This is a genomic window from Pseudomonas sp. SDO5522_S412 (assembly GCF_054071215.1).
Genome location: NZ_JBSVWQ010000024.1, coordinates 38,827 through 51,023 on the forward strand (window position 1 = coordinate 38,827; position 12,197 = coordinate 51,023).

Genomic DNA, 12,197 nt, shown 5'->3' on the forward strand with positions numbered 1-12,197 from the left:
TCGGGCCTGCCGCTCGTGACATATGGCCAAGGAACATTCTGGGCTGCTGGTCGAGGAAGGACGCTTAACAGCAGGTTGAATAGTTCCCAAGGTGAGTCGGTCGAACGAGCAACTATTGCTAATCGCACCTCTGGTCGACTAGCCCCTAGAAAAGCGCTCAGAGGCGCTGTAATCGAACCATATGAGCTTGGTCTAGATCTAGATTGGGAAAGACCTTTCGGAGTAGTCCCTTTCGATAAAAATACCAACGTTCGCTGGGAAGAATATATTTCCATTCATGATCAAAAGATAGCTTGGGTACATGAGCCTTTAGAAAAAGAGCTCGCATTTTATCGACTAACTAGCAATGGCGCCGCAGTTGGTCGATCAGCCGAGCATGCCGTACGTTCAGCTATTAATGAGCTGATTGAGCGAGATGCGTTTATGGCTTGGTGGTATGGCCTGTCGGGCGCAGTGAATATCGATGTATCGGTTGCTCAGCTCTCCAAAGGCTATGATCTGTTAGAAGACGTCCAATGGGAATACGATGCTATCCGGTTGAACTCTCGACCAGGCTATTGTGTCGTTATGGTTTGCGTATTCATAGAAACCCGGAGCAGTCCCTCCGGGGTGGTTGTGGGTTGTGCTGCCGAGCCGGAAGAAAAAGGAATTGTGCTGCCTACGCTAAGGGCATTTGATGAGTGCGTTCAGGCTGTGGACATAATGAGGCTTAATCAATCCGTCACCGGATCAGCACCACCTGGCGTACTGGGGAAATATTATTGCAGTCCCGCACGCGCAATACGCATCAGGGATCATTTGAAAAAATCCCGCCTAAATAACACTATAAATATTCTGGCACAAACGGCTGACATCTTTTTTAGATTATCTCGCAGCGCTGATACTGACTACTGGTTTGCACGAGCTGTATCACCACACACAATTCCCTTTAATCTATCACCCAAGGGTGCTAGACGTCAGCATTTTATGCTCAGAAATATGAAGCTCCGAAGCCCGTCTAAACTCCCCGTCGAGGAGCATCCTCTTGGTTAACAATGATCATCAGAACATTTGGCATGGTAAATTCATTATATTATTTACAGCATATACTATTTCTTCAGTCGGTGATCGGCTGAGCTTTGTCGTACTTCCATTTCTAATCCTGGCAGCAGGTGGCGGCGCAACAACAGTTGCGCTAGCTCTAGGCTCCCGATCGGTAGGGTTCGCCATCAGCGTTCTTGCCGGAGGAATTTTAGCGGACTCGTTAGGCCCCCGGCGAGCACTATTAATCAGCGAAATTTTGCGTTCTATAGTTCAACTAGGAGTAGTGCTAGTTTTCCTCTCACCCTCATTTTCAGCTACTATTCTCTGTTTACTAGCGGGCATCTATGGTTTGGCGGAAGGCATTGCGACACCATCATCACGCGCCCTATTGCCGCGCGTGGTCGCTGACCGTGATCTCGAACAAGCTAACGGCTACATGTCAGTATCCTACACAAGTGGCCATCTAATCGGTCCTGTCATAGCTGGGGTTTTAGTGGCCTCAGATCTCGGAGTTTTGGCTATCGCGATTGACGCAGTTTCGTTTGTTATTGGCGCTGCATTAATCTTTACGTTAGAGGATAAGTCAAGTGGAGTAGCCGCTAATAGTCGTCATTCGGCTCTAAGGCTATTTAATGAAGGAGTAGAAACAGTCTTCGCAAGGCGCTGGCTAATATGGTTGTTTTTGGCGAGCTTGGTATTGCATCTTACGAGCTTGCCTGCGGTTTATGCGCTTGGGCCAGTCTGGTCCGATACCTCCCTCGGCGGGGCGACAGCTTGGGGTACTCTGGTTACTGTGTTTGGTATAGGTGGAGTACTGGGCGGTTTGGTGGCTACTAAGCTACGTTCAAATAGGCCCATCTGCTGGTATTTTATTAGCCTAATTCCTATAGCCGCTCAGCCGATTTTCATTGGGTCAGGATACCCACTATGGGCGATCGCCGCTCTGCAATGCATTGCAGGATTTTCGCTGTCCATTCTCAGTGTAATGGAAGATGTCAGCATCCAGAGGGGCGTGCCTTCAGCTTTAGTAGCAAGAGTTGGCTCCTTAGCGACGTTTGTCTCAACGGTGACGTTGCCAATTGGATACGCACTAGTTGCCTGCATCGCTGATTATCTCGGTATTCAAATGGCGATGATTGGTATGGGGGTTGTTTGCTTTATTTTTGCTGTGTTTAGCTTAGCATTTCCCGGCGTCCGCGAAGTTTTACATCCTCAGCAGCCTGAAGACACACCCCTATCGCGGCCCCCTTCAGGAGTTACCCTTAAATGAATTGGCATTGTGAATATTGCTCGTATGCGTCGCATACTAATAACATCTACATTCGCGAGACGCCATGGAGCATTATTAAAAAGCTGTCCAATGACAGATGGGTAAAAAGAAATGCGGATATTCGACAAAGCCATTTAGAACTGGCCATTCTCTGTGAGCTTTCCAAAAAATTTTCTTGCCACGTCCCGCGAGTTACAGGTAGCTGCATGAAATGCGGCGCGATTGAGCTTGAAAATATTAATTTTGTTGATTCCCAAATTGACGGAAAGGAGGCCGCAACCCTCTGCGCGAAGATGTGTAAACTTATAGCGTATTCGAACGTTGAGGCCGCACTGAATCGCCCCGGGTTTTCTAGACACTCTCCAGGCTCGCTGCGTAACGCTTTTCAAACTCTACCGGTGACAGCTGATTGTTGAAACTGTGGCGTCGTTTTGGGTTGTAAAACATCTCGATATAATCGAACACATCATCCCGAGCATCCTGGCGTGTAGTGTAGATTTTACGCTTGATCCGTTCCCGCTTTAGCAACTGGAAAAAGCTCTCCGCCACAGCGTTGTCGTGGCAGTTACCTCGACGACTCATGCTGGCTACCAGGTTGTTAGCTTTCAAGAAGCTTCGCCAGTCTGAGCTGCTGTACTGACTTCCTTGATCCGAGTGGATCATCACCTCTTGCTTCGGCTTGCGTCTCCAAACCGCCATCAGCAGTGCATCAATGGCTACGTCGCTGGTCATCTGCGACTTCATTGACCAACCAATGATCTGGCGTGAAAACAGATCGAGCACCACGGCCAAATACAACCAGCCTTCATATGTTCGGATGTAGGTAATGTCTGTGACCCAGACTTTGTTGGGTTCTCTGACATCGAATTGGCGCTTCAGTAAGTTCGGTGAGGCAACGGCTGGTTTACCGCCATATTTTCCCGGCCTCCGTCGATACCCAGTCTGAGAACGTAAACCTTCAATGCGCATCAACCTAGCCACCCGGTGACGGCCACAGCTCTCTCCAACCTCTCGCAGGTCATCATGGATCTTGCGATAGCCATAAACACCACCGCTTTCCAGCCAGGAGTGTTTGATCAACCCAAGCAGTCGCTGATCGTCCTTGGCTCGCGCAGATTTTGGTTCTGATAGCCACGCGTAGTAGCCGCTGGGATGAACCTTGAGCGTCAGGCAAAGCCGTCGAATCGCGTAGTGATCCGCTTGCTGCTTAATAAAGGCGTACTTCAGCCGCACTCCTTGGCAAAGTACGCGGCGGCCTTTTTTAAGATGTCTCGCTCCTCCGTGACCCGTTTCAGCTCGGCACGTAGACGACGAACCTCTGCGCTCTGATCATCCTCTTCAACGCGCTGTTCCTGGGGCTTGGTGTAGCGCTTAACCCAGGCATAGAGGCTGTGCACGGACACACCCAATCGTGCAGCCACCTCCGAGACAGGAAGCTGCTTTTCGGTCACTTGCTTGACCGCCTGGATTTTGAATTCTTCGGGATAACGCTGGTTGCTCATGGCACCTCCTAATGGGCCTCATTTTAAGGCTTGGAGGTGTCTACGAAACTAGGGGCGATTCAGTCATGAGTTGGGACATAACCGCATCGATGTGGTGAGTGCCTACATCGGAGGTCGGCGATGAAGTCCAAGTTCGACATAGCGTTGTTTCTGCGCCCGTGCTTAAAGGTGCGCATGCCACGCGGCGGCGGCGTAAGCGGATGGCGAACACATCTTTACTTCGCCCTCACATCTATCCGCTTTCAACTTCAATAAGGCCTCGTCTCGCTAAGATATGTGAGTAGGTCGTGGAAGCGATGCGATCATTTGATCAAAGGTCGCCACCGCATATCTTCCATCAAGGCTTTTCAAGGTTGGCATTTCTGAAGAAAACCCGAATCGCACTCTACCGGGAAGCACTTTATCCATAGCTGAGTACCAGGTCAGCAGAGCTTGTTGGAGGCGCACGTGTAGCTCGAATCCACTCCGTCGGCGGGTGGTGTCTGCTTTTGCTCGTTCTCGCGCGAGCTGAGGATCTATGCGGCCAACAATGTAACAGTCAGCAAAGCCAATACGTCCTTGTGCGATTGTTTCTCTTGTGGCGTCCAACTCTATTCGCCAGTTGTGTTCGCTCGCCTCTCCGATCTGCCAAAGGCTCCAAATGTAGTGGAGCTTGAGAGGGTCGCTGTCACACAAAGCCCACGAAGAAATGTCTTCCATAGCCAACGCTTTTTGCCAGCGATCCACGTTTCGCTCTGCCCAAAAAGTTGCTGCTCCGACTGGATCTTTTATCCGATCCGGCTCGTTTTCAAAACGGCCGTTTTCAGGAATGACATGTTGCCCTCCATGCTTAGCGCACCAAGTCGTTTTTCCGCTGGCGCTGATTCCTTCAACAACCAAAATCATCGTTATGACTACTCCGTTAATTGGTAACCGTCCGGCCAAGTCACCGTATGCGTCCGGCCAAGTCATCTACCCAGCCCCGCAAGGCCAAGACATGGTGTGCACTTAAATTTAAGTGGACACCAGTTCTAGCCTTTTAAGCGGGTATTTCATGCAGCCAACACGCCGTTCCTACTCCAAGTCCTTCAAAGCCCAGGTCATTCAAGAGTGTGCCCAGCCCGGTGCTTCGATTGCCAGCATCGCACTCAACCATAGCCTCAACGCAAACCTCGTCCACAAATGGATTCGTCTGCAATCGCAGAAAAGCACAGCGCTGCAACCTGCATTTATTCCGTTACCCGTGCCGTTGGCCGGGACAAGTTTGCACCCAGCATCATCGAACATCTGCGTTGAAATACAGCACCCGCGCGGCACCGTCACGGTGAACTGGCCCACTGAAAATGCTGCTGCCTGCTCGACCTTTCTCCGAGACCTTCTGCGATGATTCGCATCGACTCCATCTGGCTCGCCACCGAGCCGATGGACATGCGCGCCGGTACCGAGACGGCATTGGCCAAGGTGATAGCGGTGTTCGGTGCGGCGCAGCCGCACTGTGCTTATCTGTTCGCCAACCGCCGCGCCAATCGCATGAAAGTGCTGGTGCATGACGGCTTCGGGATATGGCTGGCACCGCGCCGGTTAAACCAAGGCAAGTTTCACTGGCCTGGCGTTCGCCACGGTTCTGAGATGGAGCTGGATACCGAGCAACTTCAGGCATTAGTGCTGGGTCTGCCATGGCAGCGCGCAGGTTCTGGAGGCTCGATCACACTGCTTTAATGGCTGCCATTAGCCTATCGATCTATCGCCGGGAATTGCCTGCTCTGGCAAAATCGGCCCCATGACTTCGCTGCCCAATCTCGATCACCTGCCCCCTGAACAACTGCGCGCCTTGGCGGCGCAGTTGATGCAGCGTGTCGAGACGCTCGACCACCAGGTCGACACGCTGGGCAAGACGGTAGAAACGCTCGACCAACAAGTTGAGACGATGGGTAAAACCGTTGAGACGATGGGCAAGAAGATCAACCGTGATCAAACGCTGATCGAGAAACTGACCCACGAGATCGCACAACTCAAGCGTTTGAAGTTTGCCAAACGCAGTGAGCGGATGAATCCCGAGCAGGCCAGTTTGCTCGATGACCTGATCGACACCGATATCGCAGCGATTGAAGCAGAGCTTCAAAGCTTGCAGGCCGTGATAACTCCCGCCGAGAAAAAGCAGAAGCCCAAGCGCACCGCATTACCGGCTGAGTTTCCACGCACACTGATCCATCACGAACCGGACAACACTCACTGCCCATGCGGCTGCGCCCTCAAGCGCATCGGCGAGGACGTCAGCGAGAAGCTGGACTACACGCCCGGCGTGTTCACCGTTGAGCGCCATGTGCGTGGCAAATGGGTCTGCGATGACTGCGAAACACTGATCCAGGCACCCGTTCCAGCGCAGGTCATCGACAAGGGCATCCCGACTGCGGGCCTGCTGGCCCACGTCATGATCGCCAAGTTTGCTGACCATCTGCCGCTCTATCGTCAGGAATCGATCTTCGGTCGAGCGGGCCTGGCGATTCCACGCTCAACCCTGGCGCAATGGGTGGGCGTGACCGGGGTTCAATTGCAGCCGCTGGTCGATGCGCTGCGCGACGTGGTAGTCGGGCAGCAGGTCATTCATGCCGATGAAACAGCGGTGCAGATGCTCATGCCGGGAACGAAGAAGACTCACCGTTCCTATGTCTGGGCCTATGCGACCAGCCAGTTCTCAGACGTGGCAGCAGTGGTTTACGACTTCAGCCTCAGTCGTGCCGGAGAGCACGCCCGAAACTTCCTGCAAGACTGGAAAGGCAAGCTGGTCTGTGATGATTTTGGCGGTTATAAAGCCAGCTTCGAACTTGGCGTGACCGAAATCGGTTGCATGGCCCATGCGCGCCGCAAATTCTTTGAACTGCATGCCACGAACAAAAGCACGCTGTCTGAGCAAGCCCTGCGTTATATCCAGTTGTTGTACGAAATCGAGAGCGAAGTCCGCGATCTTGAGCCGGATGCGCGACGCCGGATACGGCAAGAAAAAGCCGTCCCCGTGATGGAAAAGCTGAATGCCTGGATGATTGCCCAGCGCGATCTTGTGCCCGAAGGCTCAGCCATCAGCAGAGCACTCGATTACAGCTTGAAACGCTGGGCAGCGCTGTCGCGCTACCTCGATGACGGGGCCGTACCCATTGATAATAATTGGGCCGAGAATCAGATCCGACCTTGGGCTCTTGGACGCAAGAACTGGCTCTTTGCAGGATCGTTACGCAGCGGCAAACGAGCGGCGGCGATCATGAGCCTGATCCAGTCATCGCGGCTGAATGGGCATGACCCGTACGCGTATCTCAAGGACGTGCTAACCCGATTGCCAACACAGCGGGCCAGTGAAATCGATCAGCTACTGCCGCACCAGTGGATGCCGGGCTGACCTGTGTGAAGTATATTCCGAGCACCCTTACATTTTATAGTGTATCCGATGGAGCTTGTTATGAATGAAAGAGTCCGATATCAGCTATCAGTGTCTGTATTCGTCATGCTCATAAGAGATGGCGAAATCTGTATGCTTAGACGGTGTGGCACTGGTTGGATGGATGGCTCATTCAGCATCCCGGCAGGTGGGCTTGACGCTGGTGAAACACTAGCTGCTGCGGCTATCCGTGAGGCGAATGAGGAGGTGGGCGTTCAGATCTCCCCGGAGAACTTGCACTATGCTCACACTCTCCACAGCAAAACTGAAGGGCGGACGTGGTTAGGACATTTTTTTCAAGCTACAGAATGGGAAGGTATCCCTACTCTGTGCGAGCCCGAAAAACACAGCGATCTTCAGTGGTGTCCAATCACCGTGCTTCCTGCCGAGACCATTCCCTATGTTCGGCAAGCTATACAGTGCGTTATTGCTCAGAATCTGTACTCAGAATACGGCTGGGACTGATAACTTCATTCTTTTTCACGGGTATCCATTCGTGTTGCCTATTTAACTGACTGCGTCAAGGCGATTTCGCTGGACGCTTACAAGTCACCTACCGAACTCCAGCATTAAGAGCGATGGTGTCCGCGTATTTTTTAGCGAACGCGATCGTAAGCGTCCGGCGAATTCGCCTCTACAGTCCAAACAACAAGACAATGGTGCCCACCTCAGTTTTCCGGACTGGTCAATTAATTCGCCGGCGCTGACAAATTTAAGAGCTGGGGAGCGTCTGGCTCATAGGTCTTGCACCTCAATCTTTTAGGATTGCATCCAGCAAATGGGCCGGTTGCTCGACTAGCTTGTCGGCACCGCACTCAATCAGCTCTGTGCGGGTGCCGTAGCCCCAAAGGACGCCAATGGCAAGTAATCCGTTTTGATGGGCGGCGATAATATCGTCGCGTTTGTCGCCGATCATGCAGGCGGATTTAGGACGGATCGCTTTTAACGCCAGCATTGTATCCAGCAAGCGGGATTTGTCGTCCAGTTTACCGTCCGGCGAAGTACCGAAAACGCTTTGAAAATGCCCTCGCAGCCCTGTATCGCTCAGAATGCGCTCGGCAAACCCCTGACGCTTAGAGGTAGCAACATGCAACGCATATCCTTGTGTAACCAGCGAATCAATAACTTGTCTAATTCCGGTATAAACCAATGATCCAGTGATGCCGTACTGCCCATAATGTGTCCGGTACAACTCGACGCCCTGGTCGATCCGGTCATCTCCATAAGGCTCTAGCAGCTGCGCCATTACCTGACTCATCGGCGGCCCCAAGAGGTGCGTGATTCCGGCATAGGGTGTGAAGTCATGGCCTAGAGCCCGAACGGCGTGTGTCAGGCTGACGACGATACCTGGTGCGGAATCAACGAGAGTGCCGTCTAGGTCGAAGATCAGATTTTTCATAGCTTCCTTTGTCGTACTGTGCGCTGCTGGGGTATGCGCCAGGCATAGTGTCTTGCGTGATTAAACCAACTGCCACTTATGCAGACGCAGATGCTCGATCTCTCTCGCCCGGTGCGTCGGAAGGCGCTTGAGGATCCTGCCGTGTTAGCAAAAGAATCGATCCATGTGTAAGGTACTGCCAATACAGAATAACCCTCCCGGCATCCCACCTTGCGCTGAGGTGCTAACGATTTACTGATCGTTGCGATCCGACGATTCACCGGAATTGCTTACCAAAAAACCAGCTAAGTCCTCAGCAGCCTCCTCCGCCAGTAAGCCGACAACGACTGTAATGCCTGCATCTCGTAGCATTCTTATGCCCGCTCCCGAGTTTCTCGGATCGGGATCAAGCAACCCAACAAAAACTTTATCGACCCCGCTGTTTATCAGTGCCCGAGCGCATGACGGAGTTCGGCCATGAAAAGAGCATGGCTCAAGCGTGACAAATGCAGTCACCCCGGAGCAGTCATTCGCTAATCGGCTTAACGCCACCGCTTCCGCGTGATAGAGCCCAGGTGCCTTTGTATGGCCTTGGCTGATCACCACGTTGTCCTTTACCAGCACGCAACCTACTGGCGGGTTTGGAAGGCAGTCAGGTAAGGCTAAGCGCCCTTGGGCAAGAGCAAGCCGCATGAAATCGGCATCAGAGGTAAGACTAGTCATATTCGATTGGTACTCATCCTTGGTGGCCGAATCTTGGCACATTGAATTAGGTATCGCTGTACCCGTGAAACTATCTACTTGCCGCGATACTGCGCGGGCGTCCATTTATGCGGCAGCAGCTCCGAAATTGCACTTGCTCGTTGCGTCGGCATACGCACGAGAATATCTTTCAAGTAGACGTACGGATCATACCCATTGAGTCGCGCCGACTGGATCAGACTCATGATCGCCGCCGCCCGCTTGCCGCTGCGCAGCGACCCGGCAAATAACCAGTTCGACCTCCCAAGCGCCCATGGCCGGATTAGGTTCTCGATTTGATTGTTGTCGATGGGCACAGCACCATCTTCCAGGTTACCAGGGCAATCCAAGTACCAGCGCTTGAAGTTGTTCGGGGTCGAGTTCGACCTCCGTCCCACGATGGATGCCTGGCCAATGAAACTTACCTTGGTTCAAGCGCCGTGCAGCCAGCCAGATACCGACGCCGTCGTGCACCAGGACTTTCATGCGGTTCGCCCGGCGGTTGGCAAAGAGGTAAGCGCAGTGCGGCTTCGCCGCACCGAACACCGCGACCACTCGGGCCAACGCAGTCTCAGTGCCGGCGCGCATGTCCATAGGCTCGGTGGCGAGCCAGATGGCATCGACGCGAATCATTGGGCCAGGCCACGAATAAAACACGCGCAGCCGTCCGGATCCGAGGCTGGCCATTTTACGGTGATAGATTTATCACCCAGAGGTAGCGAGATGATCACCATCTCTTCTGATGCTCGCCTTGGTACCACTTTTACCGGAACGAAAGCCGGCAAGGTTGCAGGCGATTGATCCCGGTAGGTCGGTAGCCACTTGCGGATCACGTTGGCATTGATGCCGTGATGGATGGCTACGCTGGAAATCGTCGCTCCGGGCTGGAGGCATTCCTGGACGACCTGGGCTTTGAATGGTTTGGGGTAAGAGCTTCGTTGGCGCATGGAAATCCTGGCGATAAGGGCGATCGCGTCCGCTTAAAAATACGCGGACACGATCGTCCTTAATGCTGGGATTTTGAAGGTGTGTTCGCCGGGCGCTTACAAAGTATTAAAGCTGACAGTCAGCTCAATTTGGATAAATGCTCACCAAGCAGTGGCATCCCGCAACCTAAATGGTCGACTTCAAGCTAAGCCTATCAGGACGCTCTGCGGACGCTCTTCATTGGCAAGAAGCTAAGAGGCCGTAGTTTTATACGGCTCTGATATTTCCTGTTTCAAGCCCGTCAAGATGATCGGCGTACCACTGCATCATTGTCGTACGTTGCTCCAGGTACTGAGCCTTGTTATAGATCCCTCGGACACCTGACGGCTTGTGACTGAGCTGGGCTTCAATGTGATCCGCTGGAAAACCGTGCTCGTTGAGTACGGTGCTTGCAATATGACGGAAGCCATGTCCGGTCTGTCGTCCTTCGTAACCAAGGCGCCTTAGCGCCATCAGAAAAACGGTATCGCTGCGAGGCTTGGTTCGATCACTTCGACCAGGGAACAGCAATGGGTACGCTCCCGTGATTTTCCGTAGTTCAGTAAGAGCGCTTAGTGCCTGCTTGCAGAGTGGTACAAGGTGTTCACGCCCTTTTTTACGGCCTTTGCGTTCAACGGGGATGGTCCAAAGCCGTTTGTCAAAGTCGAACTCAGCCCAGTATGCCTCTCGAAGCTCGCTGGGGCGGACAGCCATGAGAGTAAGTAGTTGGAGGCCAAGCTGGACATCCCTGGCGTGTGGGTATGATCGTATTGCTCTGAGCAATGCGGGAAGTTCTTCCAGGGAGACATGAGCGTAGTTCTCTGCCTTTCCCGATGACAGAAATTTATGGACCCCCTCTAAGGGGTTGTTCATCGCCCTGCCGGTTACGCGAGCCAGGTCGTAGATGTCTTTGCAGTAAGCCCTCACGCGACTCATCTGCTCGAGGATTCCCTGACGTTCGAGCCCTCTCAAAAGCTCCATCCATTCCATCGACATGATGGAGACATAAGGACGTTTTCCGACAAGAGGGAACACGTGGCGTTCCAAGGCTCCAAGGACTCTTTTTGCTGTGCCGACATCCCAGCCAGCCAAGCGAGACGTATGCCATTCACGAGCCAAGGCTTCAAAGGTTTCGTTTGTTGCTGCTATCTCCGCAGCTTTTCTAGCTTTCTTGGCGGCTATCGGATTTTTGCCTTCTGCTCCATCCGATCTCAATTCGGCAGCTTTTTGCCGAGCAAGCGCGCCGCTGACTTCTGGGTAACCGCCAAGCCCGAGCCACGACCATTTGCCGTCGGGCTTCTTATAGCGAAACTCCCACGATTTCTGCCCGTTAGGCTTTACTCTGAAATACAGCCCCGAGCTGTCTAGCTCACGGTAGGCCCCTGCTTCGGGAGCGAGATTGACTAGTGCGGTATCGGAGAGAGGACGGCGTTTAATATCGCTGCGTTTCATCCGTGTATGCCTCCAGTTCAATTTTTATTGAAGCATACATGGAGGCATACAAGATGTGAAGGATGTAGGTGGATCAGCTTGGACGTCCAGATACAAGAAAACCCGCACGAGGCGGGCTTCTTGAGGTGATTCATAGACTGCTGTAGACGCCTATGGATCGGTACTTGGTGGCTACACAGGGACTTGAACCCCGGACCCCAGCATTATGAATGCTATGCTCTAACCAACTGAGCTATGTAGCCAAGTGGCGCGCATTATTCGCGGAGAACGGGAATGCGTCAAGCGCTTTTTTTGAAAATTTATCTACGCTATCAACTGTTTAACGGGAAACACCGGGTTTGGTGACGAGCGGTTGGGGTTTGCGCAGGTCCCAAGGCAGCGAAGATCAAAAGGTGGGAGCGGGCTTGCTCGCGAATGCGGTGTGTCAGTCAGCAGAGGTATTGGCTGGTCCACCGC

Annotated in this window: 13 protein-coding genes, 1 tRNA gene and 1 pseudogene; 6 read left to right on the forward strand and 9 right to left on the reverse strand. The window is 52.9% G+C overall.

All coding sequences use genetic code 11. The features are described from left to right. Positions 1–15 precede the first annotated feature (15 nt). Both ACW9I6_RS08330 and ACW9I6_RS08335 read left to right on the forward strand, forming a co-directional pair. Positions 16–1,032, forward strand: a complete 1,017-nt coding sequence (locus ACW9I6_RS08330) for a YcaO-like family protein (protein WP_457339176.1) — start codon at positions 16–18, stop codon at positions 1,030–1,032. Then, positions 1,025–2,293: an MFS transporter gene (locus ACW9I6_RS08335; RefSeq protein ID WP_177029294.1), complete on the forward strand. Its 1,269-nt coding sequence runs from the start codon at positions 1,025–1,027 to the stop codon at positions 2,291–2,293. The genes ACW9I6_RS08330 and ACW9I6_RS08335 overlap by 8 nt, the downstream gene beginning before the upstream one ends. A 351-nt stretch (positions 2,294–2,644) precedes the next feature. On the opposite strand, the gene ACW9I6_RS08340 is transcribed toward ACW9I6_RS08335, so the two are convergent. Continuing rightward, positions 2,645–3,795, reverse strand: a protein-coding gene (locus ACW9I6_RS08340; RefSeq protein ID WP_143007115.1) for an IS3 family transposase whose coding sequence is annotated in 2 segments (ribosomal slippage) — positions 2,645–3,561 and positions 3,561–3,795 — 1,152 coding nt in all. Because the reading frame shifts where the segments join, the coding sequence is not laid out codon by codon here. Positions 3,796–4,062: 267 nt separating this feature from the next. Next, complete coding sequence (locus ACW9I6_RS08345) at positions 4,063–4,680, reverse strand: hypothetical protein (protein ID WP_457339166.1); 618 nt, start codon at positions 4,678–4,680, stop codon at positions 4,063–4,065. Positions 4,681–4,828: 148 nt separating this feature from the next. Here ACW9I6_RS08345 and tnpA (ACW9I6_RS08350) point away from each other — a divergent pair, with 148 nt between their 5' ends. The 4 genes from tnpA (ACW9I6_RS08350) to ACW9I6_RS08365 all read left to right on the forward strand — a co-directional run bounded on the left by tnpA (ACW9I6_RS08350) (position 4,829) and on the right by ACW9I6_RS08365 (position 7,669). Next, positions 4,829–5,161 (forward strand): IS66-like element accessory protein TnpA, encoded by a 333-nt coding sequence (gene tnpA / locus ACW9I6_RS08350; RefSeq protein ID WP_457339167.1) that lies wholly within the window; start codon positions 4,829–4,831, stop codon positions 5,159–5,161. Then, a complete protein-coding gene (tnpB, locus tag ACW9I6_RS08355) occupies positions 5,158–5,493 on the forward strand; it encodes an IS66 family insertion sequence element accessory protein TnpB (RefSeq protein ID WP_457339168.1) in 336 nt (111 codons plus the stop codon). Before tnpA (ACW9I6_RS08350) ends, tnpB (ACW9I6_RS08355) begins: the two co-directional genes overlap by 4 nt. 61 nt (positions 5,494–5,554) lie before the next feature. Beyond that, positions 5,555–7,165, forward strand: a complete 1,611-nt coding sequence (gene tnpC, locus ACW9I6_RS08360) for an IS66 family transposase (RefSeq protein ID WP_457339169.1) — start codon at positions 5,555–5,557, stop codon at positions 7,163–7,165. 60 nt (positions 7,166–7,225) lie between these two features. Further along, positions 7,226–7,669, forward strand: coding sequence for an NUDIX hydrolase (locus tag ACW9I6_RS08365; RefSeq protein WP_457339170.1), 444 nt, complete (start codon positions 7,226–7,228; stop codon positions 7,667–7,669). Between the two features lie 286 nt (positions 7,670–7,955). Here the strand turns inward: ACW9I6_RS08365 and ACW9I6_RS08370 are convergent, their stop codons facing one another. The 7 genes and pseudogenes from ACW9I6_RS08370 to ACW9I6_RS08400 all read right to left on the reverse strand — a co-directional run bounded on the left by ACW9I6_RS08370 (position 7,956) and on the right by ACW9I6_RS08400 (position 11,983). Beyond that, a complete protein-coding gene (locus tag ACW9I6_RS08370) occupies positions 7,956–8,603 on the reverse strand; it encodes an HAD hydrolase-like protein (RefSeq protein ID WP_457339171.1) in 648 nt (215 codons plus the stop codon). A gap of 231 nt (positions 8,604–8,834) precedes the next feature. Further along, positions 8,835–9,305 carry a bifunctional diaminohydroxyphosphoribosylaminopyrimidine deaminase/5-amino-6-(5-phosphoribosylamino)uracil reductase RibD gene (locus ACW9I6_RS08375; protein ID WP_457339172.1) on the reverse strand — a complete coding sequence of 157 codons (471 nt, stop codon included), beginning with the start codon at positions 9,303–9,305 and terminating at the stop codon, positions 8,835–8,837. A 74-nt stretch (positions 9,306–9,379) separates the two neighbouring features. After that, positions 9,380–9,655, reverse strand: a pseudogene (locus ACW9I6_RS08380) (transposase domain-containing protein); the annotation flags it as partial. Position 9,656: 1 nt separating this feature from the next. Further along, entirely contained in the window at positions 9,657–9,980 is a 324-nt protein-coding gene (tnpB, locus tag ACW9I6_RS08385) for an IS66 family insertion sequence element accessory protein TnpB (RefSeq protein WP_457339173.1), read from the reverse strand. Continuing rightward, on the reverse strand, positions 9,953–10,270 hold the full coding sequence (gene tnpA / locus ACW9I6_RS08390; protein ID WP_221602303.1) for an IS66-like element accessory protein TnpA: 318 nt from the start codon (positions 10,268–10,270) through the stop codon (positions 9,953–9,955). Before tnpA (ACW9I6_RS08390) ends, tnpB (ACW9I6_RS08385) begins: the two co-directional genes overlap by 28 nt. Before the next feature lie 247 nt (positions 10,271–10,517). Further along, positions 10,518–11,741 (reverse strand): tyrosine-type recombinase/integrase, encoded by a 1,224-nt coding sequence (locus tag ACW9I6_RS08395; protein ID WP_457339174.1) that lies wholly within the window; start codon positions 11,739–11,741, stop codon positions 10,518–10,520. A 165-nt stretch (positions 11,742–11,906) separates the two neighbouring features. After that, positions 11,907–11,983 (reverse strand) — tRNA-Met (locus tag ACW9I6_RS08400). Positions 11,984–12,197: the final 214 nt, after the last annotated feature.